This window comes from Pseudomonas sp. FP2300 (assembly GCF_030687595.1).
GTDB lineage: Bacteria > Pseudomonadota > Gammaproteobacteria > Pseudomonadales > Pseudomonadaceae > Aquipseudomonas > Aquipseudomonas bijieensis.
This window is the reverse complement of the sequence record NZ_CP117440.1, coordinates 6547658-6574399: the sequence shown is the minus strand read 5'-3', so window position 1 is coordinate 6574399 and position 26742 is coordinate 6547658. Positions and strand designations below refer to the sequence as shown.

The following is a 26742-nucleotide window of genomic DNA, read 5'->3' as shown; positions in this document are numbered from 1 at the left end:
ACCACAAATCCGCTGAATCCTTCAGCGCAAAATCACCGGCGCGCTATCGCGTGGCAGGTTGTTGCGTTGTGCAGGCTCGCGGGGTTGTTCGTAGCTCGGCCCAGCCAACTGTTCGCTCAACTGCCGTGCCACGTCTTCACCCAAGGCCTTGGACACATCGCGCACCACCCGTGGCCGGTTGAGGCTGATGTGCACGTCCCGGTGGTTCAACAGTTTGGTGTCCTGGCCTTCGCCCATGGCCGTGAAGGCCGAGGTGATTTCGTAGGTCTTGGTGTTGATCAGGCTGAAGTCCGCCACCAGGGTCAGCGCAAGTACGGCCGAGTAGCTGTCGGTATTGGCCAGTTCGTTGATGTCGCGGGTGAAGTCGATGTCCGACACCGTGCCGAACAGCACGTAGTCGGCACCCTTGAAGTTCCCGGCCTTGATGCGCTTGATCACGTCATAGACGTCGCCGTTGGACGCCGCCGTGTGGGGCGTGCCCTGGGTCAGCTGGAACATCCCGCTGCGCAGGATCTCGCCCTTGATGTCGCCAGTGAACTTGCGCAGCTCGCCCTGCTCGATGTAGCTGCTGGTGGCTTCCATCTCGTCGTAGCTCGAGGAAGCGCTGGCGCTGTAAGGGTTCGCCTGGAAGTTGCTCTGCGCTGAAACGGTGTGGATGTATTCCTCCACTCGCTCCTGGTACGCAAGGTCGGTCACCGCGACTTTGGGGGCCGCCTGCGCGCTGAATGCGCAGGCCAGGGCCATGATGCCTATCCATGTGCGCATGGCTTAGCGCTCCGTGGTCTTGCGGATTTCTTTTTCGTCCATCCACTCGGCCAGACCGCTCTCGACGTCGATCAATTGCAGGCTGAATTTGTAGAAGACGTCCTTGTAGTCGCTGCTGCGCTTGACGATCGAGCTGATAGAACCCTCGAGACGGTACTTGGCCGCGATCATGTTGCCGGTCTTGGCCACGGTGCTTTTCTTGTACAGGCCGCTCTGGTTCTGCAGTTTGAGCTGGTCGACCTGGCTGTCCATGGCGGTGTTGTCGCTGGCGAAACGGGCAGCGCCGGTTTTCATCAGCTGGGTCTTGATGCTGGTGGTGATTTCGCGGGTGTCGATGTATTCGCTGGTCTTGTTCTTCACGTCATAGACCTGGACCACCGGACGCCCCTGCAGGATGCCGGACTGGGCCAGGGAGCGGGTCATGGACTCGGCGATCATTTGCAGGTCGGTGGAGCCGAACTCGTTGGTCACGGTTTCCACGGCCTTGGTATCGCCGTAGCTGATGTTCTTGTTGCCCAGGACCGGCGAGTTGTTGGCGCAGCCGCTGACCAGCAGGACGGCGAGGGCGATGGACGAAATGCGTACGAACATGTGGGGTCTCTCGAAAACTGGATAAAAGGTCTGTGGCGAGGGGATTTATCCCCGTTCGAGTGCGCAGCGCTCGCTGAAAATTGGGGCTGCTACGCAGCCCAGCGGGGATGAATCCCCTCGCCACAGGAATGTGCATCTGTCTTATGGGGTATTGATTTCCAAACGGAAATCCACCGCCTTGGGCGTCGGTGCGATGGCCGGCAGGAAGCTGGTCTGTTCGCCGTACAGCGTCAGGCTTTTCCAGGTTTCTTCCTCGGCGATCGGGAAGCCTTCCGGCCCCAGCCAGGCAAAGCGGTAGTACATCGTCTTGTTGTTGTAGCTGGTGTTGCTCAACTGGACATTGACGGTCAGGTAGCCGTTTTCCCGGGCTACGCGCATGGCGCCAACCACGATGTTCTTGGTCTTGCCCATCGCCACGACCTTGCTGGCGGCGCTGCCCGGCTCCGGTGGCGGCGGGGTGGCGCAACCGGCCAGCAAGACCAGGGCGCCGACGGCGATCAGTTTTAAACGCATGTGAACAAGACTCCGTTCTTAAGGTTGCTTGAGGGCAATGGCGGTCGGGTTGGCGCTGGGCATTACCTGGGCAGCCAGGCCACCGGCGAACACCTGGTTCCCCACTGCTCGCAGGCTGATGACCTGGTAGCGCTGGTCGACGGTGACCTTGACCACCGAGCCGCCCACCGAACTTGGCAAGGTGACCTGGTGTTCGCCTTTCTTCAGGCGCAGGCGCACCACCTGGGTGTAGTCGGGCAGGGTGCGCCAGGTCCGGGTGTCAGCGCCTTCGAGTACCGCCGAAGTGAGGCCGACGGCCAGGCCGGCCAGTGGGTTGGTATCGTTGATCTGCTTCTGCGCCACGCCACGGGTGATGGCGCGCACGGTGGTGCGCAGGATGATGCCCGGCATGTCGTCGCGCAGCGCGCGGCGGGACATGGCGGTGGTGCTGTTGAGTTGGGTCAGGTCCAGCTGACGACCGTCGACACCGATCTGGCCGACGGGGGCAGTGGAGGTATCAGGCTTGATCACAGGGAACGACAAAGGCGTGATGACCAGGTTGCCGCTGATCGGCAAGGGCAGGGGAATGCGGATCGAATCCCGGGACGGTGCCAGGCCACTCTGCACCACGATCAGGATGTCGCTGTCATCGTTCTTGGCGGCAGGCTTGTCGAGGTTGAGCAGGGCTTGCTCCAGCAGCGGCGTGTTGGGGCGCAGTTCGGCGGCCTTGCGATAACCCGGCGCGGCCAGGTCTTTTTCACCGAGGGCTTCATAGACGAAGCCGGCCAGGTAATGGCTGAACGCGCTCTGGTAACTGTTTTTCAGGCTGACCACTTCCGGGGCGTCGAGGCTGGCCACCGGATAACCCTTGAGGTCCTTGTATTCGGTCTTGACCCCTTGCTTCTCGGCGTCTTCCTCGCGCTTGAGGTATTCCTTGTCCCGCAGGTCGGCGATCACCGCTTCGCGTTCGTGGGTCTTCTTGATCTGGGTCCGCGCGCCGTCGAAGTCATTCACGGCCAACAGGTTCAGCGCCATCTGCGTGGTCAGCATGACCTTTTCGTAGTCGTAGCCTTCGTAGCGGCGGACTTTATCGTTGACCAGGAAGCTGCCGAACTGGGCCAGGTACTTGGCCGTGTCGAGTTTGACCGCATCCTCCCACTGGCCAACCTGCTGATCGGCGCTGGTCCAGGCCACCTGGCTGCCGGACAAGTCGCCCTTGGCACGCAGCAGCTCGCCCTTCTCGAAGTAATACAGCAGGTCCTTGTCCTGGCTGCTGTTGTTCTTTTCCAGCAGGGTCAATGCCGCGTCGACGTTGCCGGACGCCAGTTGCTGGTTGGTCTGGGCCAATTCGCTGTCGTAGTTGCGAAAGGCCGAGCAGCCGGACAACAAGGTGATCGCACCGAGGGCGACCGAAAAAACGGCACGGGATGCCATGAACATTTCTTCCCTGAGTAACAGCCGTGGTGTGCGGGTCGGGCTGGAGCGATCCCACGGACAAGCGTCGGGACGCTGTCAGTTCCTCATAAAAGGAGGAGCTTTTATGCCGTCGAATAATAAGAAGGCGGGCGATTATAAACATGGCGCTTGGCTATGTAATGGCTTTTCAATCTCTAAATGCTGTTTTTGTGACATCACTTACAAAGCATGAATATCCGATGAAAATGTGCCGCCAAAACACATCAGCTCTTGAGCCAAAGCCATTGGAAGTGAACAATGTGTTACTTCTTATTTCCAACTGAGAGTCATTCATGACTGCGCCGTTCCGTTTCCTGGCCTGGCTTGCACTGCCATTGCTTGCGCTGTGCAGCACTCCGCTGCTGGCCGACACCGTCGAGGGTGCTCCCCAGGCCCTGCATTTACTGGATTACATCGGGGCGGATTACCCGGCGACAGTCGAAGCGGGCAAGGTCATCGAAAACGGGGAATACCGCGAGCAGCTGGAATTCATCCAGGTGCTGGAAGGGTTGATCGCCGGGCTGCCGGCCAAGCCGGAGAAGACTGAGCTGGTCCAAGGCATCGGCGCCTTGCGCGGTGCGATCACCCAGCGCCAGGACGGCGGTGATGTCGCCCGCCTGGCGCGGCAACTGGGTGCCAGGCTGGCGGTGGCGTATGAAGTCAGCCAGGCGCCGGTCATCACCCCGGATCCTTCCCGCGGCGCGCCGCTATACGCGCAGAATTGCTCGGTATGCCACGGTGCCAACGGTGCCGGCGACGGTCCCGCCGGTGTCGGCCTGGAGCCGCCGCCCGCCAACTTGCGCGACGTCCAGCGTCTGGATCGCCTGAGTCTCTATGCGATCTACAACACCCTCGGCATGGGCATCGAAGGCACCGACATGCCGGCCTTCGCCGATCAGCTCGACGACCGTCAGCGCTGGGACCTGGCGACCTACATCGCCAGCTTCAGCGCCGACCCGGCGGCCGCGAAGAGTGAACAGACCTACAATCTTGCTGACCTTGCACGTCAGACCCCGCTGGAAGTCCTGGCTGCGCAAGGTCCGGCGGCAGCGGCCACCTTCCGTGCCCAGCGTGCCCAGCCACCACAGGTGCAGCGCGGCCCGGCGCAGTTGCTCGACTACACCGCCGCCACCCTGGACAAAAGCATCGCGGCGTATCGTGCCGGTGATCACGACCAGGCCTATGACCTGTCGGTAGCGGCTTACCTGGAAGGTTTCGAGCTGGTGGAAAGTTCGCTGGATAACGTCGATGCCAACGTGCGCAAGGACACCGAAAAGTCCCTGATGGCCTACCGACAATCCTTGCAGGACGGTTTGCCGGTGGAAGAGGCCGTACAGCGTCTGGACGCGGCCAAGGCCAAGTTGAAGGCGTCCGCCGACCTGCTGGGCGGCGATGGCTTGAGCTGGTCGCTGAGCTACATCTCCGGGTTGCTGATTCTGTTGCGCGAAGGGCTGGAAGCGATCCTGGTATTGGCGGCGATCCTGGCGTTCCTGCGCAACACCGGCCAGCAGTCGGCCGTGCGCAGCGTCAACATCGGTTGGGGCTTGGCGCTGTTGGCCGGCCTGGCGACCTGGGGGCTGGCGGCGTATGTGATCGACGTCAGCGGTGCCCAGCGTGAATTGCTCGAAGGCGCGACGGCGTTGTTCGCCAGTGTGATGGTGCTGTGGCTAGGGGTGTGGATGCACGACCGGCGCCACGCAGCGGCCTGGCAGGATTACATCAAAAGCAGCCTGGTAGGCGGTGGTGGTCGCTTTGGCTTTGCGATCCTGGCGTTCTTCTCGGTCTATCGTGAACTGTTCGAAGTGATCCTGTTCTACGAAACCCTGTGGTTGCAGGCAGGCCCCGCCGGGCACAACGCGGTGTTGGCCGGTGGCGCGACAGCGCTGGTGTTGCTGGTGGGGCTGGCCTGGGTGATCCTGCGCGGCTCGGCGAAACTGCCACTGGCGCTGTTCTTCAGCATCAACGCGGCACTGTTGTGTGCACTGTCGGTGGTATTCGCCGGGCATGGCGTGAAGGCGTTGCAGGAAGCCGGGATCTTCGGCACCCATCCGGTGGCGTTCTTCGACTTCGACTGGCTGGGCATTCATGCCGATGCCTATTCGCTGACCGCTCAAGTGGTGGCGATCCTGGCGATCGTGGTGCTGTATGGGCGCAGTTGGGTGGCGGAGAAGCGTCGGGTCCAGGTCTCCTGAAAAGCATTCGCTGCGCTCATAATCGCGGGCAAGCCTTGCTCCCACACAAGCTTTTCTCCCGCAGGCTATGGGAGCAAGGCTTGTGGGAGCAAGGCTTGCCCGCGATGCTTTTAATCTAGAGGAAACCATTCAATGCGCGTATGGATCGACGCCGACGCCTGCCCCAAGGCCGCGAAGGAATTGGTGGTCAAGTTTGCCCTCAAGCGCCGGTTCGACGTGGTGCTGGTGGCCGGTCAACCGCAGATCAAGCCGGCCCTGGCCTGCGTGAAACTGATCGTGGTTCCCAGCGGCCCTGATGCGGCGGACGATTACCTGGTGGAGCATGCCGAGCCGGGTGAACTGGTGATCTGCAGTGATGTGCCCTTGGCCGATCGGTTGGTGAAGAAGGGCGTCGCGGCCCTGGATCCGCGAGGCAAGGAGTTCGATGCCCAGAACATGGGCGAGCGGCTGGCGGTGCGCAACCTGTTCACCGATTTACGTGAACAGGGCCACGTGGGCGGCGGCCCGGCAGCGTACAGCGAGCGGGACAAGCAGGGGTTTGCCAATGCGCTGGATCGGATCCTGACGCGTTTGGCCCGAATGCCATAAACCCTGCGCATAACCCCCTGTGGGAGCGAGCCTGCTCGCGATGGCGGTGGATCAGCCAATCAACATGTTGCCTGTGCCGGCGCTATCGCGAACAGGCTCGCTCCCACAGGAAAGAGTCGGCGGTGTCAGGCGTCGTTCTCGTGCGTCAGTTCCAGCACCCGGTCCACCAGCTTGTTGATGCCCGAGGCCGCTTCGCTGATGTTCTGCGCCAGCATGTAGGCCGGGGTGCTGACCAGTTTGCGCGCGCGGTCTTCGACGATGTCGGTCACCGCGCAGTCTTCATGAGTGCCGCCCATTTTGCCCACGGCTGCCGCCGTGTCCGGGTCGTTGCCGATGGTGCAGGTCACCCCCGGGCCGTAGATCTTTGCCGCCAGGGCCGGGGAGATGCAGATCAGCCCGACCGGTTTGCCCGCCTCGGCAAAGGCCTCGGTCAAGGCCAGGACCTCTGGTTGGACGGTGCAGCCTGGGCCTTCGACGGCAAAGTTGGAGAGGTTTTTCGCCGAGCCAAAACCACCGGGTACGATCAGGGCGTCGAAGTCCTCGACCCGGGCTTCACGCAAATCCTTGACGTTGCCACGGGCGATCCGTGCCGATTCCACCAGCACGTTGCGGCTCTCGGGCATTTCCTCGCCGGTCAGGTGATTGATCACATGCAATTGGGCAATGTTTGGAGCGAAGCACTGGACCTGTGCCCCGCGCTGATCGAGGCGCAGCAAGGTGATCACGCTTTCGTGGATCTCGGCGCCGTCATACACGCCACAGCCGGAAAGGATCACTGCAATTTTTTTGCTCATGGGCTTTTCTCCAGATTCATGGCGTTAAATGTCTACTAATTTGTCACTCGTTGCCATAGGGGGATCGGCCAGCTACACCTAATCTGCCGATTGTCTCCCTGTCTTGCATGCCCGGGTTGCGTCATGAACTTCATCCTGTATGCCGTGCCGTTCTTCTTCGTGCTGATCGCCGTCGAGTTGCTGGCAGATCGCTGGCGGGGCGTGAGCCACTACCGCGTGGCAGACGCGATCAACAGCTTGAGCACCGGCGTGCTGTCGACCACCACCGGTTTGCTGACCAAGGGTGTGGGGTTGGTGACCTACGCCTTCGCGCTCGAACACTTGGCGGTGATTGAATTGCCCGCCGACCAGGCCTGGGTCTGGGTGATGGCTTTCGTCTCCTACGACTTCTGCTATTACTGGCTGCACCGCATGGGTCACGAACGCAACATCCTCTGGGCCGCCCATTCGGTGCACCACCAGAGCGAGGACTACAACCTTTCCACCGCGCTGCGCCAGACCAGCACCGGCTTCCTGCTGAGCTGGATCTTCTACGTCCCGCTTGCCGTACTGGGCGTGCCGCTGATGGTCTTCGTCAGCGTCGCGGCGTTGAATCTGCTGTACCAGTTCTGGGTCCACACCCAGCACATTCCCAAGCTCGGCTGGTTGGAGTGGTGCTTCGTTACGCCGTCCAATCATCGCGCCCACCATGCACAGAACCCTCTCTACATGGATCGCAATTACGGCGGGGTGTTCATTATTTGGGACCGTCTGTTTGGCACCTTCCAGGAAGAAGACGACAACGAGCCGGTGGTTTTTGGCGTGACCACGCCGCTGGCCAGTTGGAATCCGTTGTGGGCCAACCTGCAGTTCTATGCGCAACTGTGGGCCGATGCGCGGCGGGCCGGGCGTTGGTGGGACAAGCTGCGGATCTGGTTCATGCCCACCGGTTGGCGTCCGGCGGACGTCGCGGCCAAGTACCCGCTGAACAAGCCGGACCTGAGCCAGTTCCGCAAATTCGAAGTGCCATTGGACGCACGCCAGCAGTGGTACGTGGCGCTGCAGTTCTGCGCCTACATTGCCCTGGGCAGTTATTTGATGAATCTTGAAACCAGCCTGCCGGTTGCCGCTCTGGTGTTGGGTTGGGGCGCGGTGGCGTTCGGTCTGTTCGTGTTGGGCGTGGCCCTGGAGAATCGCCCGTGGGCGCTGAGGCTGGAGCTATTGCGGCTGGCCTCGAACCTGCCGCTGGTGTGCCTGGCGCCACTGGCCGGGTTGTGGCCGGCCAGCCCCGTGGCGTGGGTCGGGCTGCTCAGCTACAGCCTGCTCAGCGGTATCGGGCTGTATTGCTGCCGCGCCCGGTTTACTCGGTGGGCGTCGTAGGTTCGCCGGACCGGGCTTGTTCCAGGCGTTCGGCTTCGAGGACTTTCCTGGCCAGCCGGGCATTCTTGATGCGTCGGCGCAGCCACAGGACCAGGCCCAGCACCAGCAGCGCGCCGAGTACCCACAACTCATACTTCTTGATGCTGCCCAGCATGCCTTCGAGCACCGCGCCGAAATGGTACGCGGCAGCGGCCAACGCCGTGGCCCAGATCGCCGCACCGATGCCGTTGAGCAACAGGTAGCGGCCCGGCGGATAGCCTGACAGGCCGATCGCCACCGGCATCACCGTGCGCAGGCCATAGACGAAGCGAAAGCTCAGGACCCAGATGTCCGGATGTCGGCGGATATGCTCCAGCGCACGATCGCCCATCAACTGCCAGCGCGGCTTGCGCGCCAAGAGTTTGCGGCCGTGCTTGCGGCCCAGGAAATACCACAGCTGATCGCCCGCGTAGCTGCCGCAGAACGCCACGACCACCACCAGGTTGATGTCCATATAGCCACGGAACGCCAGAAAACCTGCGAGCACGAGGATGGTTTCGCCTTCGAAGAACGTGCCGATAAACAGGGCCAAGTAGCCGAAGTCGTGCAGAAATTGTTGGAGCATTGTCTGGGTGCTGGCGAAATGAACGCGCAGCCTAACCCTTCAGGCACATTCAGGAAAGTATCGAAATGTGTCTCGACGTGAACAATTCCTACAAAGACAATAACTGCGACGACAGGACGCAGGTGCACATAACTGTAATGTCTTCGTCATAATGGGCGCTTATAACTGTCACGCTCGCCCGTCAGCACGGGCTCAGGAGTCTGCCGTGAGCTTTACCCCCGCCAATCGTCTGTTCCCTGCCACCCGCCTGCGTCGCAACCGCCGTGATGAGTTCTCTCGTCGGCTGGTACGTGAAAGCGTGCTGACGACCAATGACTTGATCCTGCCGGTGTTCGTGCTGGACGGTGAGAACCGTCGCGAAGCGGTGGCGTCGATGCCGGGGGTGGAGCGCCTGACCATCGATCTGCTGCTCGAAGAAGCCGCCCACTGGGTCGAGCTGGGCATTCCGGCGCTGGCGCTGTTCCCGGTCACGCCCCCGACGCTCAAGTCTCTGGACGCCGCCGAGGCCTGGAACCCCGAGGGCATCGCCCAACGCGCGACCCGTGCCCTGCGCGCGCGCTTCCCCGAGCTGGGGGTGATTACCGATGTGGCGCTGGACCCGTTCACCACCCACGGGCAGGACGGCATCCTCGATGAAGAAGGCTATGTGCAGAACGACATTACCGTCGATGCATTGGTCAGGCAGGCCCTGTCCCACGCCGAGGCCGGTGCCCAGGTGGTAGCGCCGTCGGACATGATGGACGGACGCATCCAGGCGATCCGCGAAGCCCTCGAGGTGGCCGGTCACGTCAATGTGCGGATCATGGCCTACTCGGCCAAGTACGCCAGCGCCTATTACGGCCCGTTCCGCGACGCGGTCGGCTCGGCCCTGAACCTGGGCAAGGCCAACAAGGCCTCTTATCAGATGGACCCGGCCAACAGTCAGGAAGCCTTGCACGAAGTGGCGGCTGACTTGTCAGAAGGGGCAGACATGGTCATGGTCAAGCCGGGCATGCCTTATCTCGACATTCTTTGCCGGGTCAAAGACGAATTCAAAGTACCGACCTTTGTTTATCAGGTCAGCGGCGAGTACGCGATGCACATGGCCGCGATCCAGAACGGCTGGTTGGGCGAAGGGGTGATCCTGGAGTCCTTGACCGCTTTCAAACGCGCAGGCGCTGATGGCATCCTGACTTACTTTGCCGTGCGCGCCGCCCAATTGTTACGAGAGCAGAAATAGCCTCCCAGGAACTTGCGATGAATACCGAAGGACTCTCCGAAGTTGCCGTAAAAGACGCTCAACCCGTGGTCGAGCAAATAGCCGAGACGCCGCCGGAGATGGAGCCTGCTCCACCGGCCGTCATCGAGCCTGCCCCGGCCCCGGCGATTGTCATTCCCAACCTGGATGACAGCAGCCTGTACATCCATCGCGAGCTGTCGCAACTGCAGTTCAACATCCGCGTGCTGGAACAGGCGCTGGACGAGTCCTACCCGCTGCTGGAACGGCTGAAATTCCTGCTGATCTTTTCCAGCAACCTGGATGAGTTTTTCGAGATTCGTGTCGCCGGCCTGAAGAAGCAGATCACCTTCGCCCGTGAACAGGCTGGCGCCGACGGCTTGCAGCCGCACCAGGCCCTGGCGCGCATCAGCGAACTGGTCCACGGCCATGTGGACCGTCAGTACGCGATCCTCAACGACATCCTGCTGCCGGAGCTGGAAAAGCACCAGGTGCGCTTCATCCGCCGCCGCAACTGGAACACCAAGATCAAGACCTGGGTGCGCCGCTATTTCCGCGACGAGATCGCGCCGATCATCACGCCGATCGGCCTCGACCCGACGCACCCGTTCCCGCTGCTGGTGAACAAGAGCCTGAACTTCATCGTCGAGCTGGAAGGCATCGACGCCTTCGGTCGCGATTCCGGTTTGGCGATCATCCCGGCGCCACGCCTGCTGCCGCGCATCATCCGCGTGCCGGAAGACGTCGGCGGTCCTGGCGACAATTATGTGTTCCTGTCGTCGATGATCCACGCCCACGCCGATGACCTGTTCCAGGGCATGAAGGTCAAGGGTTGCTACCAGTTCCGCCTGACCCGTAACGCCGACCTGTCGGTGGACACCGAGGACGTCGAAGACCTGGCCCGTGCCCTGCGTGGCGAGCTGTTCTCCCGTCGCTACGGTGACGCGGTGCGCCTGGAGGTGGCCGACACCTGCCCGAAACACCTGTCCGACTACCTGCTCAAGCAGTTCAACCTGCATGAGACCGAGCTGTATCAGGTCAATGGCCCGGTCAACCTGACCCGGTTGTTCAGCATCACCGGCCTGGACAGCCATCCTGAACTGCAATACCTGCCGTTCACGCCGCAGATCCCGAAACTGTTGCAAAACAGCGAGAACATTTTCAGCGTGATCAGCAAGCAGGACATCCTGCTGCTGCACCCGTTCGAGTCGTTCACGCCGGTGGTCGACCTGCTGCGCCAGGCCGCCAAGGATCCACACGTCCTGGCGGTGCGCCAGACCCTGTACCGCAGCGGTGCCAACTCGGAAATCGTCGACGCCCTGGTGGACGCGGCACGAAACGGCAAGGAAGTCACCGCGGTGATCGAATTGCGCGCGCGCTTCGATGAAGAGTCCAACCTGCAACTGGCCAGCCGCCTGCAAGCGGCCGGCGCGGTGGTGATCTACGGTGTGGTCGGCTTCAAGACCCACGCCAAGATGATGCTCATCCTGCGCCGTGAAGCCGGTGAAATCGTGCGTTACGCCCACTTGGGCACCGGTAACTACCACGCCGCCAACGCCCGCCTGTATACCGACTACAGCCTGCTGACTTCCGACGATGCCTTGTGCGAAGACGTCGGCAAGCTGTTCAGCCAGTTGATCGGCATGGGCAAGACCCTGCGCATGAAGAAACTCCTGCATGCGCCATTCACCCTGAAAAAGGGCATGCTCGACATGATCGCCCGGGAGACGCAGTTCGCCCTGGACGGCAAGCCGGCCCACATCATTGCCAAGTTCAACTCGCTGACCGATCCGAAGATCATCCGTGCGTTGTACAAGGCCAGCCAGTCGGGCGTACGCATCGACCTGGTGGTGCGTGGCATGTGCTGCCTGCGGCCGGGCATCCCGGGGGTTTCCCATAACATCCATGTGCGCTCGATCATCGGCCGCTTCCTGGAACATACCCGGGTGTTCTACTTCCTCAATGGCGGCGAGGAACAGATGTTCCTGTCCAGCGCCGACTGGATGGAACGCAACCTCGACAAGCGGGTCGAGACCTGCTTCCCGGTGGAAGGCAAGAAGCTGATCCTGCGGGTCAAGAAAGAGCTGGAAAGCTACCTCACTGACAACACCCACAGCTGGAGTTTGCAGTCGGATGGTCGTTACATCCGCAACACGCCGACCGGCAACCAGAACCCGCGCAGTGCCCAGGCGACCTTGCTGGAGCGCTTGAGCAGCCCGGTGTTGGCGGTTCGTTAAAAACGGTGGAAGGGGGGCAGGGCTCAGCTTTTGTGGCGAGGGAGCTTGCTCCCGCTGGGTTGCGAAGCAGCCCCAAGTCTTGGGAGGGCTTCGCCCTCCAGCGGGAGCAAGCTCCCTCGCCACAGGGGCAGGTGTTGTTGCTGGATTCAGTGGATGTTCAGCACAATCCCAACCCGGGTCAGCCAGTCGGCTTCCTGGGCGAAGTCGGCCTGGGTCAGTTGGTTTTCTTCCAGCCAGCCTTCAGGAAACAGCACATCCAACTCATCGCCATCGGCCCGCAAGACAACCTGCGGCATTTCCTGGGTGCCACGAATGTGGTGGAACAGGATCGCGAAGCGCAGCAGCACGCACAGGCGAATCAGCTTGATGCCGTCATCGCCGAACTCGGCAAATTTATCCTTGGGAATGTTGCGTCGATGGCCGCGTACCAGCAGCGCGAGCATTTGCTGGTCTTCCCGGGAGAAACCGGCCAGGTCCGAGTGCTCGATCAGGTAGGCGCCGTGCTTGTGGTAGTGATAGTGAGCGATGTCCAGGCCCACTTCATGCACTTTGGCGGCCCAGCCCAGCAGTTCGCGCCAGACTCCGTCGTTCAGATCCCAGTCATCGGCCACCTGGTCGAAGGCATGCAACGCCTTGCGCTCGACCCGTACCGCCTGTTCCTGATCGACGTGATAGCGTTCCATGAGCGAACCCAGGGTGCGCTCACGGACGTCTTCGTGGTGATGACGCCCCAGTAGGTCATACAGCACGCCTTCGCGCAGGGCACCCTCACAGTGGTCCATGCGTTGCAGTTCGAGGGCGTCGAAAATCGCTTCCAGAATCGCCAGGCCCGCCGGGAAAATCGCCCGGCGGTCGGGCTTGATGCCTTCGAAATCGATCTTGTCCACATCGCCGAGCTTGAACAGTCGGCGCTTGAGCCAGGCCAGGCCCTCGGCATTGACTTCGCCGCTGCCATGTCCGCCGGCCTTGAGTGCCAGGCCAATGGCGCGAATGGTCCCCGAGGAGCCGATGGCCTCATCCCAGGTCAGGCGGTGCAGGGCGTGTTCGATGCTCATGATTTCCAGGCGCGCCGCCGTATAGGCCTGGGCATAGCGAGCCGGAGTGATCTTGCCGTCGCGGAAATAGCGCTGGGTGTAGCTGACGCAGCCCATCTGCAAGCTTTCGCGCAGCAGCGGCTCGAAGCGCTGGCCGATGATGAATTCGGTACTGCCGCCGCCGATGTCCGCCACCAGGCGCTTGCCGGGGGTGTCGGCCAGGGTGTGGGAAACGCCGAGGTAGATCAGGCGGGCTTCTTCACGACCGGAGATGACTTCCACCGGATGGCCAAGGATTTCTTCGGCGCGACGGATGAACTCGCCACGGTTGCGCGCCTCGCGCAGAGCGTTGGTGCCCACGATCCGCACCGCGCCCAGGGGCATACCGTTGATCAGTTGGGCGAACCGCTTGAGACAATCGAGCCCGCGCTGGATGGATTCTTCGCTCAGCTTGCGCTCTTCGTCGATACCAGCGGCCAGTTGGACCTTCTCGCCGAGTCGCTCAAGAATGCGGATTTCCCCGTTCTGGGCCTTGGCGACGACCATGTGGAAGCTGTTGGAGCCCAGGTCTATGGCAGCGATCAGGGACAGATTCTTGGCTTGGGATGGCGGCATGGGCAAAAAGTCTCGGTCGATAACCTCGCCATCCTGCCACGATCGACCGCTTACGCCAACGCGCCTGATCCAAACCCTTGAGCCAGAGCAGCTTGCAGGGGGGGCTTAGTGGCGAGGGAGCTTGCTCCCGCTGGGCTGCGCAGCAGCCCCAAAACCAATCAACCCGGTACACCAGAAATACATGGGCGGGCAGATCCTGCGATTGCTGCGCAATCGAGCGGGAGCAAGCTCCCTCGCCACAGGAGCCTCTTTAGGCAGCGAAGATCAGGCGTGTTCCACCGTCCCGATAAAGTTTGCCAGCTCCGCCGTCTGCGGATTGGCGAACAGCACCTTGGGATCGCCCACCTCATGCACCTTGCCCTGGTGCATGAACACCAGTTTGTCGCCCACTTCCCGGGCGAAACGCATTTCATGGGTGACCATGATCAGGGTCATGCCTTCCTTGGCCAGTTGCCGCACCACGCTGAGCACCTCATTGACCAGTTCCGGGTCCAGGGCCGAGGTGATTTCGTCGCACAGCAGCACTTTCGGCGACATGGCCAGCGCGCGGGCAATCGCGACCCGTTGCTGCTGGCCGCCGGACAAGCGCTCCGGGAAAGCATCGAACTTTTCGCCGAGGCCGACCCGTTCCAGCATCTGCCGAGCCAGCTCGGCGGCCTTGGCCTTGGGCACTTTTTGTACAACCTGCGGCGCGAGCATCACGTTCTCGCCGACGGTCAGGTGCGGGAACAGGTTGAACTGCTGGAACACCATCCCGACTTTCTGTCGCAGGCTGCGCAGGTCGGCGCGGGCGGCATCGAGGTATTCGCCGTCGACTTCGATCACGCCGTCGTTGATCGATTCCAGGCCATTGAGGGTGCGCAGCAAGGTGGATTTGCCCGAGCCGCTGCGGCCGATGATCGCCACCACCTGGCCTTCCTCGACACTCAGGTCGATGCCTTTGAGCACGTGGTGATCACCATAGTATTTATGCAGGGCGGTAATTCTAAGCAGAGGCATGCAGTCTCCTTTCCAGGTAGCGCGCACTGAGGGACAAGGGGTAGCAGAGCAGGAAGTAACCCAGGGCGACCAGGCCATACACCATGAACGGCTCGAACGTGGCGTTGGCGAGCATGCCGCCGGTCTTGGTCAGTTCGGTAAAGCCAATGATCGAGGTCACCGCGGTGCCCTTGACCACTTGCACCGAAAAGCCCACGGTCGGCGCCACGGCGATGCGCAGGGCCTGGGGCAGGATCACGTAGCGCAACTGTTCCAGCGGATTGAGGGCCAGGCTCGCCGAAGCTTCCCACTGGCCGTTGGAAATCGAGTCGACACAACCGCGCCAGATCTCCGCCAGGTAGGCGCTGGTAAACAGCGTCAAGGCAATCGCCGCCGCCATCCACGGGGAAATCTCCACCCCGGCCAGGGCCACGCCGAAGAACACCAGGAACAGTTGCATCAACAACGGCGTGCCTTGGAACAGCTCGATGTAGGTACGGGCGATGTTGCGGGGCAGGGCGCGCTTGGAAATGCGCAACACCATGATCAGCAGGCCGATCACACCGCCGCCGATAAACGCCACCAGCGACAGTGCCAGGGTCCATTGCAGGCCGGTGAGCAGGTTGCGCACCACGTCCCAGAAAGTGAAATCGCTCATGGGCGGCTCCCGGTGCTGCTCCTGTACAGGCAGCGACGACCCACCCAGTTCAGGAACTGGCGGATCAACAGTGCCATGCACAAGTAGATAAGCGTGGTCAGCGCATAGGTTTCAAAGGCGCGGAAGTTGCGCGACTGAATGAAGTTGGCGGCGAAGCTCAACTCTTCGGTGGCGATCTGCGAGCAGACCGCCGAGCCGAGCATCACGATGATGATCTGGCTGCTCAGGGCCGGCCAGACTTTGCCCAGCGCGGGCAGCAGCACCACGTGGCGGAAGGCTTCGAAGCGGCTCATCGCCAGGGCCGCGGCGGCTTCCAGTTGCCCTCGCGGAATGGCCTGGATACCGGCGCGGATGATCTCGGTGGAGTAGGCGCCGAGGTTGATCACCATCGCCAGCACTGCGGCCTGCCATTCGGAAATCTGCAGGCCCAGGGACGGCAAGCCGAAGAAGATGAAAAACAGCTGCACCAGGAACGGCGTGTTGCGGATCAATTCCACGTAGACGCCGAAGATCGCCGCGAACGGGCGAATATTCCACGCCCGCACCACGGCCCCGACGATGCCCAGGCCGACCCCGAGCAACGCGCCGATGGCCGTCAGTTCCAGGGTGAACAGCGCGCCGCGCAACAGCAGCTCGGTGTTTTGCACCACCGGCAGAAAATCGAACTGATAAGCCATGCTCAGCCTCTCAAGCGACGGTCAGAGATCGGCCGGCAGCGGCTGCTTGAGCCAGGTCTGGGAATTTTTCTCCAGGCTGCCGTCGGACTTGGCGGTGGCCAGGATCTGGTTGACCTTGTCCAGCAGCGCCGGCTCGTTCTTGTTCACGCCCACATACACGGGCGAGTCCTTGAGTTTCACCTTCAGTGCCGGGACACGCTTGGGGTTGCGTTCGCTGATGGCGACCATCACCACGTTGCCGCTGGCGATCAGGTCGACCTGGCCGGCCAGGTAGGCGGCGATGGTCGAGTTGTTGTCTTCGAAGCGCTTGATGGTGACGCCTTCGGGGGCGACCTTGGTCAGCTCGATGTCTTCGATGGCGCCACGGGTGACGCTGATGGTCTTGCCCTTGAGGTCATCCAGGCCATTGATCGCCGCGTCGGGCGGACCGAACACGGCCAGGTAGAACGGCGCATAGGCGCTGGAAAAGTCGATGACCTTCTCACGCTCCGGGTTCTTGCCCAGGCTGGAAATCACCAGGTCGACCTTGCCGGTGGTCAGGAACGGGATGCGGTTGGTGCTGTTGACCGGCGTCAGTTCGAGCTTGACCTTGAGCTGGTCGGCCAGCAGCTTCGCAGTGTCGATGTCCAGGCCGCGGGGTTTCATGTCCGGGCCCACCGAGCCGAATGGCGGAAAGTCCTGGGGCACGGCGACCTTGAGGGTGCCACGCTTGACCACGTCTTCCAGGCCATCGGCGTGGGCGGGTAGCTGGCAGAGCATCAGGCTGGCAAACAGGGCAGTGAGCAGGGCGCTGCAACGCTGAATCATGGCGAATCTCCGCAATCGGTGATGTGATTTCTGCGTTCGGACAGAGCACAGGCCATGCCAAGCAAGCTTTTATTCAGCCAAAGCCACGGAATTGCTGGTTTTTAGCGGTCTTACTGGTCTGAACAGTTCCGGCCCATTTCGCACCTTTATCGGGCGTCGCTATTTGTCGCCGAACCCTGCTGGGGCACGACTTGCCGGGCGCGACGAATAGCTTTACAACTAGTCGCTCACTGGCCCGGTTCGTCTGAAAAATCATGAATTCCATCGCTCGTGCCGTTCCTGAAGTGGCTCTGCAAGCCATCCGCAAACTGATCGTCGATGAAGGCTTCGGCCCGGGCGATGCGCTGCCGTCGCAACGGGATCTGGCGTTGCAATTGGGCGTGAGTCGAGCGTCGTTGCGCGAAGCGCTTTCGTCCCTGAGTGCCCTGGGCATGATCAGCGTGCAACCGGGCAAGGGGGTGTTCGTGCAGGCACCGGTGGAGGCTCCACGCAACGAATCGGCGCCGGGCTGGCCCTTCGCGGCCCAGGCCTCGCCGGTGGATATCTTCCAGTTGCGCTACGCCCTGGAGGGCTTCGCGGCGGGGTTGGCGGCGGTAACGCTGAGCGCCGACGAGCTCGACGCGCTGCAAGACAATATCGAGGCCATGCGCCGGGAATTGAAGATCGGGGATTTCGACGCCGCTGCACGACTGGATTTCGAATTTCATCGACGGATCCTGTTGGCCAGCGGCAACCAGGCGATGCTGAGCATCCTCACCGCCAGCGCCGACATCTTCCTGGAAAGCCAGAAACTACCGTTCATCAGGGCGGAGCGGGCGATGGAGACCTGGCAGGAGCATCGCAAGATCCTTCGCGCCCTGGCCCGTCGCGCTTCGGGCGCCGCGCAAAAAGCCATGCAGGAACATGTACGTAACGCTGCGCTGCGTACCGGGATTTCCTTCGTCGCCCCCACTGCTTCGTGACGGCGGCGATACCCAACGCCATTGACCGCCATAGCGAGACTCAATCAACTGCGGCTTCCTGAACCTGGGAAGGGCCGCTATGATGGGCCACGTTTTTTTGCTGACAACCCCGGAGATTTCCATGAGCAGCGATCTGATCAAACACGTTAGCGACGCTAGCTTCGAGGCTGACGTACTCAAGGCCGAAGGCGCGGTACTGGTCGACTATTGGGCTGAGTGGTGCGGTCCCTGCAAAATGATCGCCCCGGTCCTGGACGAGATTGCCGAGACCTACAAAGGCAAGTTGACCGTTGCCAAGCTGAACATCGATGAAAACCAGGAGACTCCGGCCAAGCACGGCGTGCGTGGTATCCCGACCCTGATGCTGTTCAAGAACGGCAACGTCGAAGCCACCAAAGTGGGTGCGCTGTCGAAGTCGCAACTGGCTGCTTTCCTCGACGCCAACATCTAAGCGCCGAATGCCACTGAAAAAGCCCCGCAAATCGCGGGGCTTTTTCGTTATTCGGGGCTAGACGCTTGCAAACCCAGGTGGTACATTCGGCCCCGCACTGGTTTCTCCATTGCCCCCTGCAAGCCGTCGCCGACGCTCTCCTTTCGAATAAGTACGCGATCCTGTCGCCTTCTCTGCGGCGCGGCCTCATTAAGCCAAAAGCTTAATTTCCCCCCTCCATAAATGATTACGTCATTCCTATATGAATCTGACTGAACTCAAGCAAAAGCCGATTACCGAACTGCTCGAATTGGCCGAACAGATGGGCATAGAAAATATGGCCCGTTCGCGCAAGCAGGACGTGATTTTCTCCCTGCTCAAGAAGCACGCGAAAAGCGGCGAGGAAATCTCCGGTGATGGCGTGCTGGAGATTCTCCAGGACGGCTTCGGCTTCCTTCGCTCCGCAGACGCTTCCTATCTTGCCGGCCCAGACGATATCTACGTCTCGCCGAGCCAGATCCGTCGCTTCAACTTGCGCACCGGTGACACCATCGTTGGCAAGATCCGCCCTCCGAAGGAAGGCGAGCGCTACTTCGCGCTGCTCAAGGTCGACACCATCAACTTCGACCGTCCGGAAAACGCGAAGAACAAGATTCTCTTCGAGAACCTGACCCCGCTGTTCCCGACCGTGCGCATGAAGATGGAAGCCGGCAACGGTTCCACCGAAGACCTCACCGGTCGTGTCATCGACCTGTGCGCACCCATCGGCAAAGGCCAGCGCGGCCTGATCGTGGCGCCGCCGAAGGCGGGCAAGACGATCATGCTGCAGAACATCGCGGCCAACATCGCCCGTAACAACCCTGAAGTTCACCTGATCGTGCTGCTGATCGACGAGCGTCCGGAAGAAGTGACCGAGATGCAGCGCACCGTGCGCGGCGAAGTGGTCGCCTCGACGTTCGACGAGCCGCCGACCCGCCACGTGCAGGTTGCCGAAATGGTGATCGAGAAGGCCAAGCGCCTGGTCGAGCACAAGAAAGACGTGGTGATCCTGCTGGACTCCATCACCCGTCTGGCCCGTGCCTACAACACCGTGATCCCGAGCTCCGGCAAGGTGCTGACCGGTGGTGTCGATGCCCATGCGCTGGAAAAACCGAAGCGTTTCTTCGGTGCCGCACGGAACATCGAGGAAGGCGGTTCGCTGACCATCATCGCCACCGCGCTGGTTGAAACCGGTTCGAAGATGGACGAAGTGATCTACGAGGAATTCAAGGGCACCGGCAACATGGAGCTGCCTCTGGATCGCCGTATTGCCGAGAAGCGTGTGTTCCCGGCCATCAACATCAACCGTTCCGGTACGCGCCGCGAAGAGTTGCTGACCGCCGACGACGAGTTGCAGCGCATGTGGATCCTGCGCAAGCTGCTGCATCCGATGGATGAAGTCGCGGCCATCGAGTTCCTGGTCGACAAGCTGAAGACGACCAAGACCAACGATGAGTTCTTCCTGTCGATGAAACGCAAGTAAATCGCCAAGACAGGCCAGCAAGAGCCGGGGAAACCCGGCTTTTTGCTATCTGTGCATTCACTATTCTGGACGGGCGGCGTTAAACTCGGGCCCCCGAACGCCACGGCCACCATGAGGCTTTTGCATGCAGTATCGCGACTTGCGCGACTTTATCAGCGGTCTGGAACAGCGCGGCGAACTCAAGCGCATCCAGGTGCCGGTGTCCCCCGTCCTGGAAATGACCGAGGTCTGCGACCGCACCCTGCGCGCGAAAGGCCCGGCGCTGTTGTTCGAAAACCCGACGGGTTATGACATTCCAGTGCTGGGCAACCTGTTCGGCACGCCGGAGCGCGTGGCCTTGGGCATGGGGGCCGAAGCCGTCAGCGAGCTGCGCGAAATCGGCAAGCTGCTGGCGTTCCTCAAGGAGCCCGAGCCGCCGAAAGGCCTGAAGGACGCTTGGTCCAAGCTGCCGATTTTCCGCAAGATCATTGCCATGGCGCCCAAAGTCGTCAAGGACGCGATCTGCCAGGAAGTGGTGATCGAGGGCGACGATGTCGACCTGGCCATGCTCCCGGTGCAGACCTGCTGGCCGGGCGACGTGGGGCCGCTGATCACCTGGGGCCTGACTGTCACCAAAGGCCCGAACAAGGACCGCCAGAACCTGGGCATCTATCGTCAGCAGGTGATTGGCCGCAACAAAGTCATCATGCGCTGGCTGAGCCATCGCGGCGGTGCATTGGACTACCGCGAGTGGTGTGAAAAACACCCCGGCCAGCCATTCCCGGTGTCGGTAGCCCTGGGCGCGGACCCGGCGACCATCCTCGGCGCCGTCACGCCTGTGCCGGACAGCCTCTCCGAATATGCGTTCGCCGGCCTGTTGCGCGGCAACCGTACTGAGCTGGTGAAGTGCCGTGGCAATGACCTGCAAGTACCGGCCACCGCCGAGATTATCCTCGAAGGGGTGATCCATCCCGGCGAAATGGCCGATGAAGGCCCGTACGGCGACCACACCGGCTACTACAACGAAGTCGACAGCTTCCCGGTGTTCACCGTCGAGCGCATCACCCATCGGATCAAGCCGATTTACCACAGCACTTACACCGGCCGTCCGCCCGATGAACCGGCCATTCTCGGCGTGGCGCTGAACGAAGTGTTCGTGCCGATCCTGCAGAAGCAGTTTCCGGAAATCACCGATTTCTACCTGCCGCCGGAAGGCTGTTCGTACCGGATGGCCGTGGTGACCATGAAGAAGTCGTATCCGGGGCACGCCAAGCGGGTCATGCTTGGGGTCTGGTCGTTTTTGCGACAGTTCATGTACACCAAGTTCGTTATCGTCACCGACGACGATATCAACGCACGGGACTGGAACGACGTGATCTGGGCCATCACCACGCGCATGGACCCCAAGCGCGATACGGTGATGATCGAGAATACGCCGATCGACTACCTCGACTTCGCCTCGCCGGTGTCTGGCCTGGGTTCGAAGATGGGGCTCGATGCCACGCATAAATGGCCCGGTGAAACCACTCGTGAGTGGGGCCGGGTTATCGTCAAGGATGAAGCCGTTACCCAACGGATCGATGCCATCTGGAATCAGTTAGGAATAGATTGATGCGTGTAACCTTGCAGCCTTCCGGGGCGGTGCTGGAGATACGGCCCGCCGAGCGGATTCTCGATGGCGCGCGGCGCCTGGGCTACGAATGCCCGCAAAGCTGCCGCAACGGCAACTGCCACGTCTGTGGTGCGTTGCTGGTGGAGGGCCGTGTGGAACAGGCTGGCGAGGTGCGCGATCACGGTGAGATCTTCACCTGCATCGCCGAACCGCTGGAGGACTGCGTGGTGTTGTGGGATGGCGTGCTGGCGCCGGGTGAACTGCCGGTACGCAACCTGGCGTGCCAGGTGATCGAGTGTGCCGACGTGGGGGGCGATGTCTGGCGAGTGCGCCTGCGTGCGCCGGCGGGCAAGCCACCGCGTTATCACGCCGGGCAGTACCTGATGATCGAACGGGAAAACGGCGAAAAATCGGCGTTCTCCCTGGCCTCGGCGCCGCATTCCGGGCGCGAACTGCAGTTGCATGTATTGGTGCGCGAAAGCAGTGCACAGGCGCTGCTGGAGCAACTGCGACGCAACCCCAGCGTGCGCGTCGAAATGCCTTTTGGTGATACGCATTTATCCGAACTGCCGGACGGCCCGTTGGTATTGATCGCCGCCGGCACCGGCATGGCGCAGATGCACAGCCTGATCGAGCATTGCCGGGCCGCCGGTTTCAAGCATCCGGTGCATCTGTATTGGGGCGTGCGGCGGCCGGAAGATTTCTATGAAATCGAGCATTGGGATGAATGGAAAAAACTGCCGAACCTGTTCCTGCACAAAGTCGTCAGCGATTTGTGCGGTTGGGAAGGGCGCTGCGGAATGCTCCATGAAGCCGTGTGCGAGGACATCAGCGATCTTTCCGGCGTCCACGTCTATGCCAGTGGCTCGCCGGCCATGATCTACGCCACGCTCGATGCGCTGGTGGAAGCCGGGATGGACGCCCACCAGATGCGTGCCGATGTGTTTGCGTATGCGCCGCGGGCATAAACCGCACCCCCTCCCTCTTGAGAAGTGCTTTTGTGGCGAGGGAGCTTGCTCCCGCTGGGCTGCGTAGCGGCCCCGACACTTTGCGGTCGCTGCGCAACCGAACGGGAGCAAGCTCCCTCGCCACTGTCCACTCATCGATATAACTTCATATATTTCGTTTCGATATTTAGTCCTTGGGCCAGATACCGATAACGTATATAGGGAGTGGATGGCATTTAACTTGCCTTGATCCCCGTGAACGTCAACCCCATGACGTCCCCCATTTACTTTTCAACCTGCGAGGAGCCAACCGCTACCGGCCATGACCGCTATCGAATCCGCCATTACCTGTGCCTTGTACCCACCAAGGCTCGACCTGGGGCCTCAACTGACCCGTGAGCAATTGCTCGCCTCGATGCAATCGACCATGAGTCTCCACCAGGGCGGTCCGGTCTGGCTGTTCGCGTACGGTTCATTGATCTGGCGGCCGGAATGCACGGCGGTGGAGCGGATGCGTGGCCGGGTCCATGGTTATCATCGCGGTTTGTACCTGTGGTCTCACGAACACCGTGGTACGCCGGAGTTGCCGGGGTTGGTGTTCGGGCTGGATCGCGGCGGTTCGTGCAGCGGTTTCGCCTACCGGTTGCCGCAGGAGAATCTCGAGGATTCGCTGTTTGCCCTCTGGCAGCGCGAGATGCCGGTCCCGTCCTATCGCCCGCACTGGCTCAGTTGCCGTCTCGAGGATGGCAGCCGGGTGCAAGCCTTGGGGTTTGTATTGGAGCGGCACCTGCCCAGCTATGCCGGCAACTTGCCGGACCATGTGCTGAGCCAGGTGTTCGAAAGCGCTTGCGGGCGTTACGGCACCACTCGCGATTACGTCGAGCAGACCATCCACGCCCTGCGTAGCCACGCCATGCCAGATCGGAATCTGGAGGCGCGGCTCAAGCGCTGCAAATCAGCGCTGGATCAGGCCACCGCTTCGCGGCTCTGACTGGCGATTTGCTTGTGCCACAAGGTTGGCGCGAGGAATGCCATCGCCAGCAGGCAGGCACCGATCAGCAGCACAAAACCACCGTCCCAGCCGAAATGATCCACGGTGTAGCCCATGGCGGCACTGGCCGCGACCGAACCACCCAGGTAACCAAACAAGCCAGTGAAGCCTGCGGCGGTACCGGCGGCTTTCTTCGGCGCCAGTTCCAGTGCCTGCAAACCGATCAGCATCACCGGGCCGTAGATCAGGAAACCGATGGAAACCAGGGCGATCATGTCGACGGTCGGGTTGCCGGCCGGGTTCAGCCAGTACACCAGCGTTGCCACGGTCACCAGGGCCATGAACACCATGCCCGTCAGGCCACGGTTGCCGCGGAAGATCTTGTCCGACATCCAGCCACACAGCAGTGTGCCGGGAATACCCGCCCACTCGTAGAAGAAATAGGCCCAGGAACTCTTGTCCACGGTGAAGCCCTTGGCTTCCTTGAGGTAGGTCGGCGCCCAGTCCAGCACGCCGTAGCGCAGCAGGTAGACAAATACGTTGGCCATGGCGATGTACCAGAGCATTTTGTTGCGCAGCACGTATTTGACGAAGATTTCCTTGGCGCTGAATTCGTTCTCGTGACTGGCGTCGTAGCCTTCCGGATAGTCGTTCTTGTATTTCTCGATCGGCGGCAGGCCCACCGATTGCGGGGTGTCGCGCATGGTCACGAAGGCGAACACGGCAACGGCGAGCGCTACAGCGGCGGGCACATAGAAGGCCGCGTGCCAATCATTGAACCAGCCCATTCCCAGCAGGAACAACGGGCCGATCAGGCCGCCGCCGACGTTGTGTGCCACGTTCCACACCGACACCACGCCGCCGCGTTCTTTCTGCGACCACCAATGCACCATGGTCCGTCCGCTTGGCGGCCAGCCCATGCCCTGGGCCCAGCCGTTGATGAACAGCAGGATGAACATCATGGTCACGCTGGAGGTTGCCCAAGGCGCGAAACCGAACACGAACATCACCCCCGCCGAGACCAGCAAGCCGAAGGGCAGGAAGTAGCGTGGGTTGGAGCGGTCGGACACCAGGCCCATCAGGAACTTCGACAGCCCGTAGGCGATGGCGATGGCCGACATGGCCAGGCCCAGCTGGCCACGGGTGTAACCCTCGTCGATCAGGTACGGCATGGCCAGGGAGAAGTTCTTGCGCAGCAGGTAATAGCCGGCGTAGCCAATGAAGATCCCGGCGAAGATCTGCCAGCGAAGGCGTCGGTAGGTGCTGTCTATTTTTTCTTCAGGCAGGGGCGCCTGATGGGCGGCAGGACGAAAGAAAGCAAACATTCAAGGGCTCCAGATTATTCTTATGGCTGCGAATGCGAATGTTACAGTTTCGTTACCGAAAATAGCATTGCTTTTAATCGCTCGGACAGCAGAACGTTGGAGAAAAGACGTTCATTTGTGAACATGTCGCTCAGACATAAGAACATGCCGTTGTAAGAATCGTTACTTCAGCGCCGCCATGGAGGTTTTCGGCCTTCGTAGGGGCAACGGCTTTGGGGCGGGCAGTGGACGTTGAGAGCTCCACGTTTGGCAAAAGGAGGTGTGCCTGCGACGTTTTTACATCGCGACGTGAGCCTGAATTGACTCGCGTCGCAACAGAAGGGCTAGCGCACCTGCACAACCACCTTCCCCACCGCCTTGCGCTGCCCCAGGTCATTGATCGCCTGGGCGGTCTTGCTCAGCGGGTACACCTGTGACACCAGCGGCTTGAGCTTGCCCTCGGCAAACCAGGCAAACAATTGCTGGAAGTTGGCGGCGTTGTCCTGGGGCTGGCGTTGGGCGAAGGAGCCCCAGAACACGCCCACCACGGCGGCGCCCTTGAGCAGGGCCAGGTTCACCGGCAGTTCGGGGATGCGCCCGCTGGCGAAGCCGACCACCAGCAGCCGACCGTTCCAGGCGATGGCACGGATGGCCTGGTCGAACAGGTCGCCACCCACCGGATCGTAGATCACGTCGGCGCCCTGGCCGTCGGTGAGGCGCTTGATTTCATCCTTCAGGCTGGTTTCGTTGTAGTTGATCAGTTCATCGGCGCCGGCCGCTTTTGCCACAGCGAGTTTCTCCGCGCTGCTGGCGGCGGCGATCACCCGGGCGCCCATGGCCTTGCCGATTTCCACGGCCGCCAGGCCAACGCCGCCAGAGGCGCCGAGCACCAACAGGGTTTCGCCGGGTTGCAGGTTGGCCCGTTGCTTGAGGGCGTGCATCGAGGTGCCGTACGTCATGCTGAAGGCGGCCGCGGTGTTGAAGTCCATGGACGCGGGGATCGGCAGCACGTTATAGCCAGGCACCGCCACCTGTTCGGCAAAGCTGCCCCAGCCGGTCAGCGCCATCACCCGGTCGCCAACGTTCAAGTGGCTGACTTTCTCTCCCACCTCGCTGACGACACCCGCCGCTTCGCCGCCGGGGGAAAACGGGAAGGGGGGCTTGAATTGATATTTACCCTCGATGATCAGCGTGTCAGGGAAATTCACCCCCGCGGCATGCACGTCCAGCAGCACTTCGTTCTTCTTGGTGACGGGGCTGGCGACGTCTTCCAGCACCAGCGATTCGGCGGGGCCGAATTCTTTGCACAGCACGGCTTTCATCAGGGCTATTCCTTTGGGAGTGATGGCCGATAAGTGTAGGTGTGAGAGACAACGGGTCAACGAGCATGCTCCGCCCTGATAGCCGGCCATAAGCTTGTGCTTGAACGGCGGGGCGGTATGCTGGGCCGCAAACCGGATGAGGAATCAATTGTGAAAGCGTGGATCATGTTGATGCTGGCCCTGTCGTTGCCTGTGGCGGCGATGGCCGAAGAGGGCAAGGAAGCGAAGGAAGGCGAGGCGCCGAAGGTCAGTTACATCACCCTCAGCCCACCGTTCGTGGGCAACTATGGCTTGGACGGTACGGCGAAGCTGAAGGTCTACAAGGCCGATGTGGCCCTGCGCGTGACCGGTGACGCCGCGGCTGCGGCGGTCAAGGCCAACGAGCCGCTGATTCGTAACCAGCTGGTGGCGTTGTTCGCCCAGCAGACCACCGAGACGATGAACAACCTCGAAGCCAAGGAAAAGTTGCGCCAGGAAGCGTTGAAGCAGACCCAGCAGGTCATGAACGACGAAACCGGCAAGCCGATGGTCGACGATCTGTTGTTCAACAACCTGATCATTCAATAAACCGCCTTTATCGCAGCCTTTGGCAGTGCCCGGATCTCCAGGCG

At 61.5% G+C, this 26742-nt stretch carries 25 protein-coding genes; 12 read left to right on the top strand and 13 right to left on the bottom strand.

Features of this window, described 5'->3' with window-relative positions; genetic code table 11:
- Nucleotides 1–21 precede the first annotated feature (21 nt).
- From PSH86_RS29385 to PSH86_RS29370, 4 genes are all read right to left on the bottom strand, one after another.
- Complete coding sequence (locus PSH86_RS29385; protein WP_305486722.1) at nt 22–765, bottom strand: penicillin-binding protein activator LpoB; 744 nt, start codon at nt 763–765, stop codon at nt 22–24.
- A 3-nt stretch (nt 766–768) separates the two neighbouring features.
- On the bottom strand, nt 769–1356 hold the full coding sequence (gene lpoB, locus PSH86_RS29380; RefSeq protein ID WP_109752619.1) for a penicillin-binding protein activator LpoB: 588 nt from the start codon (nt 1354–1356) through the stop codon (nt 769–771).
- A gap of 141 nt (nt 1357–1497) precedes the next feature.
- Entirely contained in the window at nt 1498–1869 is a 372-nt protein-coding gene (locus tag PSH86_RS29375) for a YcfL family protein (protein WP_109752617.1), read from the bottom strand.
- Nucleotides 1870–1887: 18 nt separating this feature from the next.
- A complete protein-coding gene (locus PSH86_RS29370; protein ID WP_109752955.1) occupies nt 1888–3282 on the bottom strand; it encodes a COG3014 family protein in 1395 nt (464 codons plus the stop codon).
- 314 nt (nt 3283–3596) lie between these two features.
- Here PSH86_RS29370 and PSH86_RS29365 point away from each other — a divergent pair, with 314 nt between their 5' ends.
- Together PSH86_RS29365 and PSH86_RS29360 are read left to right on the top strand one after the other, a co-directional pair.
- A complete protein-coding gene (locus PSH86_RS29365; RefSeq protein ID WP_176688940.1) occupies nt 3597–5495 on the top strand; it encodes a cytochrome c/FTR1 family iron permease in 1899 nt (632 codons plus the stop codon).
- A gap of 132 nt (nt 5496–5627) precedes the next feature.
- Entirely contained in the window at nt 5628–6083 is a 456-nt protein-coding gene (locus PSH86_RS29360; RefSeq protein WP_109752613.1) for a YaiI/YqxD family protein, read from the top strand.
- Nucleotides 6084–6208: 125 nt separating this feature from the next.
- Here the strand turns inward: PSH86_RS29360 and elbB are convergent, their stop codons facing one another.
- Complete coding sequence (elbB, locus tag PSH86_RS29355) at nt 6209–6877, bottom strand: isoprenoid biosynthesis glyoxalase ElbB (protein ID WP_109752611.1); 669 nt, start codon at nt 6875–6877, stop codon at nt 6209–6211.
- Between the two features lie 123 nt (nt 6878–7000).
- Here elbB and PSH86_RS29350 point away from each other — a divergent pair, with 123 nt between their 5' ends.
- Nucleotides 7001–8236 (top strand): sterol desaturase family protein, encoded by a 1236-nt coding sequence (locus PSH86_RS29350; RefSeq protein ID WP_163856214.1) that lies wholly within the window; start codon nt 7001–7003, stop codon nt 8234–8236.
- Here PSH86_RS29350 and PSH86_RS29345 read toward each other — a convergent pair.
- Nucleotides 8217–8840 (bottom strand): DedA family protein, encoded by a 624-nt coding sequence (locus PSH86_RS29345; RefSeq protein WP_003206742.1) that lies wholly within the window; start codon nt 8838–8840, stop codon nt 8217–8219. The genes PSH86_RS29350 and PSH86_RS29345 overlap by 20 nt on opposite strands.
- Before the next feature lie 205 nt (nt 8841–9045).
- Between PSH86_RS29345 and hemB the strand changes: the two genes are divergently transcribed.
- Nucleotides 9046–10059 carry a porphobilinogen synthase gene (gene hemB / locus PSH86_RS29340; protein ID WP_116833721.1) on the top strand — a complete coding sequence of 338 codons (1014 nt, stop codon included), beginning with the start codon at nt 9046–9048 and terminating at the stop codon, nt 10057–10059.
- A 17-nt stretch (nt 10060–10076) separates the two neighbouring features.
- A complete protein-coding gene (ppk1, locus tag PSH86_RS29335) occupies nt 10077–12293 on the top strand; it encodes a polyphosphate kinase 1 (protein WP_109752606.1) in 2217 nt (738 codons plus the stop codon).
- 146 nt (nt 12294–12439) lie between these two features.
- On the opposite strand, the gene ppx is transcribed toward ppk1, so the two are convergent.
- From ppx to PSH86_RS29310, 5 genes are all read right to left on the bottom strand, one after another.
- Nucleotides 12440–13942, bottom strand: a complete 1503-nt coding sequence (gene ppx / locus PSH86_RS29330; RefSeq protein ID WP_109752604.1) for an exopolyphosphatase — start codon at nt 13940–13942, stop codon at nt 12440–12442.
- Between the two features lie 264 nt (nt 13943–14206).
- Nucleotides 14207–14941 carry an amino acid ABC transporter ATP-binding protein gene (locus PSH86_RS29325; protein ID WP_109752602.1) on the bottom strand — a complete coding sequence of 245 codons (735 nt, stop codon included), beginning with the start codon at nt 14939–14941 and terminating at the stop codon, nt 14207–14209.
- Nucleotides 14928–15578: an amino acid ABC transporter permease gene (locus PSH86_RS29320; RefSeq protein ID WP_109752601.1), complete on the bottom strand. Its 651-nt coding sequence runs from the start codon at nt 15576–15578 to the stop codon at nt 14928–14930. The genes PSH86_RS29325 and PSH86_RS29320 overlap by 14 nt, the downstream gene beginning before the upstream one ends.
- A complete protein-coding gene (locus tag PSH86_RS29315) occupies nt 15575–16255 on the bottom strand; it encodes an amino acid ABC transporter permease (RefSeq protein ID WP_305486706.1) in 681 nt (226 codons plus the stop codon). The genes PSH86_RS29320 and PSH86_RS29315 overlap by 4 nt, the downstream gene beginning before the upstream one ends.
- Before the next feature lie 21 nt (nt 16256–16276).
- A complete protein-coding gene (locus PSH86_RS29310; protein WP_109752597.1) occupies nt 16277–17062 on the bottom strand; it encodes a transporter substrate-binding domain-containing protein in 786 nt (261 codons plus the stop codon).
- A gap of 254 nt (nt 17063–17316) precedes the next feature.
- Here PSH86_RS29310 and PSH86_RS29305 point away from each other — a divergent pair, with 254 nt between their 5' ends.
- The 6 genes from PSH86_RS29305 to PSH86_RS29280 all read left to right on the top strand — a co-directional run bounded on the left by PSH86_RS29305 (nt 17317) and on the right by PSH86_RS29280 (nt 23505).
- Entirely contained in the window at nt 17317–18024 is a 708-nt protein-coding gene (locus PSH86_RS29305) for a FadR/GntR family transcriptional regulator (RefSeq protein WP_109752596.1), read from the top strand.
- A gap of 121 nt (nt 18025–18145) precedes the next feature.
- The gene (gene trxA / locus PSH86_RS29300) at nt 18146–18475 is read left to right on the top strand and encodes a thioredoxin TrxA (RefSeq protein WP_003206727.1); all 330 of its coding nucleotides are present in this window, start codon (nt 18146–18148) and stop codon (nt 18473–18475) included.
- A 241-nt stretch (nt 18476–18716) separates the two neighbouring features.
- Complete coding sequence (gene rho, locus PSH86_RS29295; RefSeq protein ID WP_003206716.1) at nt 18717–19976, top strand: transcription termination factor Rho; 1260 nt, start codon at nt 18717–18719, stop codon at nt 19974–19976.
- A gap of 124 nt (nt 19977–20100) precedes the next feature.
- A complete protein-coding gene (gene ubiD, locus PSH86_RS29290; protein ID WP_014340789.1) occupies nt 20101–21567 on the top strand; it encodes a 4-hydroxy-3-polyprenylbenzoate decarboxylase in 1467 nt (488 codons plus the stop codon).
- The gene (locus tag PSH86_RS29285) at nt 21567–22535 is read left to right on the top strand and encodes a CDP-6-deoxy-delta-3,4-glucoseen reductase (protein WP_109752594.1); all 969 of its coding nucleotides are present in this window, start codon (nt 21567–21569) and stop codon (nt 22533–22535) included. Before ubiD ends, PSH86_RS29285 begins: the two co-directional genes overlap by 1 nt.
- A gap of 301 nt (nt 22536–22836) precedes the next feature.
- Entirely contained in the window at nt 22837–23505 is a 669-nt protein-coding gene (locus tag PSH86_RS29280; RefSeq protein ID WP_109752592.1) for a gamma-glutamylcyclotransferase, read from the top strand.
- Here PSH86_RS29280 and glpT read toward each other — a convergent pair.
- Nucleotides 23481–24830: a glycerol-3-phosphate transporter gene (gene glpT, locus PSH86_RS29275; protein WP_060740127.1), complete on the bottom strand. Its 1350-nt coding sequence runs from the start codon at nt 24828–24830 to the stop codon at nt 23481–23483. The two genes, PSH86_RS29280 and glpT, sit on opposite strands and share 25 nt — an antisense overlap.
- Before the next feature lie 323 nt (nt 24831–25153).
- Nucleotides 25154–26131, bottom strand: coding sequence for an NADPH:quinone oxidoreductase family protein (locus PSH86_RS29270; protein ID WP_305486698.1), 978 nt, complete (start codon nt 26129–26131; stop codon nt 25154–25156).
- A gap of 150 nt (nt 26132–26281) precedes the next feature.
- Between PSH86_RS29270 and PSH86_RS29265 the strand changes: the two genes are divergently transcribed.
- Complete coding sequence (locus tag PSH86_RS29265) at nt 26282–26698, top strand: flagellar basal body-associated protein FliL (RefSeq protein ID WP_134926307.1); 417 nt, start codon at nt 26282–26284, stop codon at nt 26696–26698.
- Nucleotides 26699–26742: the final 44 nt, after the last annotated feature.

What these genes read in the sequence shown, in the direction of transcription:
- PSH86_RS29385 (WP_305486722.1), bottom strand. Translation starts at nt 765, where the DNA reads ATGCGCACATGGATAGGCATCATGGCCCTGGCCTGCGCATTCAGCGCG.
- lpoB (WP_109752619.1), bottom strand. Translation starts at nt 1,356, where the DNA reads ATGTTCGTACGCATTTCGTCCATCGCCCTCGCCGTCCTGCTGGTCAGC.
- PSH86_RS29375 (WP_109752617.1), bottom strand. Translation starts at nt 1,869, where the DNA reads ATGCGTTTAAAACTGATCGCCGTCGGCGCCCTGGTCTTGCTGGCCGGT.
- PSH86_RS29370 (WP_109752955.1), bottom strand. Translation starts at nt 3,282, where the DNA reads ATGGCATCCCGTGCCGTTTTTTCGGTCGCCCTCGGTGCGATCACCTTG.
- PSH86_RS29365 (WP_176688940.1), top strand. Translation starts at nt 3,597, where the DNA reads ATGACTGCGCCGTTCCGTTTCCTGGCCTGGCTTGCACTGCCATTGCTT.
- PSH86_RS29360 (WP_109752613.1), top strand. Translation starts at nt 5,628, where the DNA reads ATGCGCGTATGGATCGACGCCGACGCCTGCCCCAAGGCCGCGAAGGAA.
- elbB (WP_109752611.1), bottom strand. Translation starts at nt 6,877, where the DNA reads ATGAGCAAAAAAATTGCAGTGATCCTTTCCGGCTGTGGCGTGTATGAC.
- PSH86_RS29350 (WP_163856214.1), top strand. Translation starts at nt 7,001, where the DNA reads ATGAACTTCATCCTGTATGCCGTGCCGTTCTTCTTCGTGCTGATCGCC.
- PSH86_RS29345 (WP_003206742.1), bottom strand. Translation starts at nt 8,840, where the DNA reads ATGCTCCAACAATTTCTGCACGACTTCGGCTACTTGGCCCTGTTTATC.
- ppk1 (WP_109752606.1), top strand. Translation starts at nt 10,077, where the DNA reads ATGAATACCGAAGGACTCTCCGAAGTTGCCGTAAAAGACGCTCAACCC.
- ppx (WP_109752604.1), bottom strand. Translation starts at nt 13,942, where the DNA reads ATGCCGCCATCCCAAGCCAAGAATCTGTCCCTGATCGCTGCCATAGAC.
- PSH86_RS29325 (WP_109752602.1), bottom strand. Translation starts at nt 14,941, where the DNA reads ATGCCTCTGCTTAGAATTACCGCCCTGCATAAATACTATGGTGATCAC.
- PSH86_RS29320 (WP_109752601.1), bottom strand. Translation starts at nt 15,578, where the DNA reads ATGAGCGATTTCACTTTCTGGGACGTGGTGCGCAACCTGCTCACCGGC.
- PSH86_RS29315 (WP_305486706.1), bottom strand. Translation starts at nt 16,255, where the DNA reads ATGGCTTATCAGTTCGATTTTCTGCCGGTGGTGCAAAACACCGAGCTG.
- PSH86_RS29310 (WP_109752597.1), bottom strand. Translation starts at nt 17,062, where the DNA reads ATGATTCAGCGTTGCAGCGCCCTGCTCACTGCCCTGTTTGCCAGCCTG.
- PSH86_RS29305 (WP_109752596.1), top strand. Translation starts at nt 17,317, where the DNA reads ATGAATTCCATCGCTCGTGCCGTTCCTGAAGTGGCTCTGCAAGCCATC.
- trxA (WP_003206727.1), top strand. Translation starts at nt 18,146, where the DNA reads ATGAGCAGCGATCTGATCAAACACGTTAGCGACGCTAGCTTCGAGGCT.
- rho (WP_003206716.1), top strand. Translation starts at nt 18,717, where the DNA reads ATGAATCTGACTGAACTCAAGCAAAAGCCGATTACCGAACTGCTCGAA.
- ubiD (WP_014340789.1), top strand. Translation starts at nt 20,101, where the DNA reads ATGCAGTATCGCGACTTGCGCGACTTTATCAGCGGTCTGGAACAGCGC.
- PSH86_RS29285 (WP_109752594.1), top strand. Translation starts at nt 21,567, where the DNA reads ATGCGTGTAACCTTGCAGCCTTCCGGGGCGGTGCTGGAGATACGGCCC.
- PSH86_RS29280 (WP_109752592.1), top strand. Translation starts at nt 22,837, where the DNA reads ATGACCGCTATCGAATCCGCCATTACCTGTGCCTTGTACCCACCAAGG.
- glpT (WP_060740127.1), bottom strand. Translation starts at nt 24,830, where the DNA reads ATGTTTGCTTTCTTTCGTCCTGCCGCCCATCAGGCGCCCCTGCCTGAA.
- PSH86_RS29270 (WP_305486698.1), bottom strand. Translation starts at nt 26,131, where the DNA reads ATGAAAGCCGTGCTGTGCAAAGAATTCGGCCCCGCCGAATCGCTGGTG.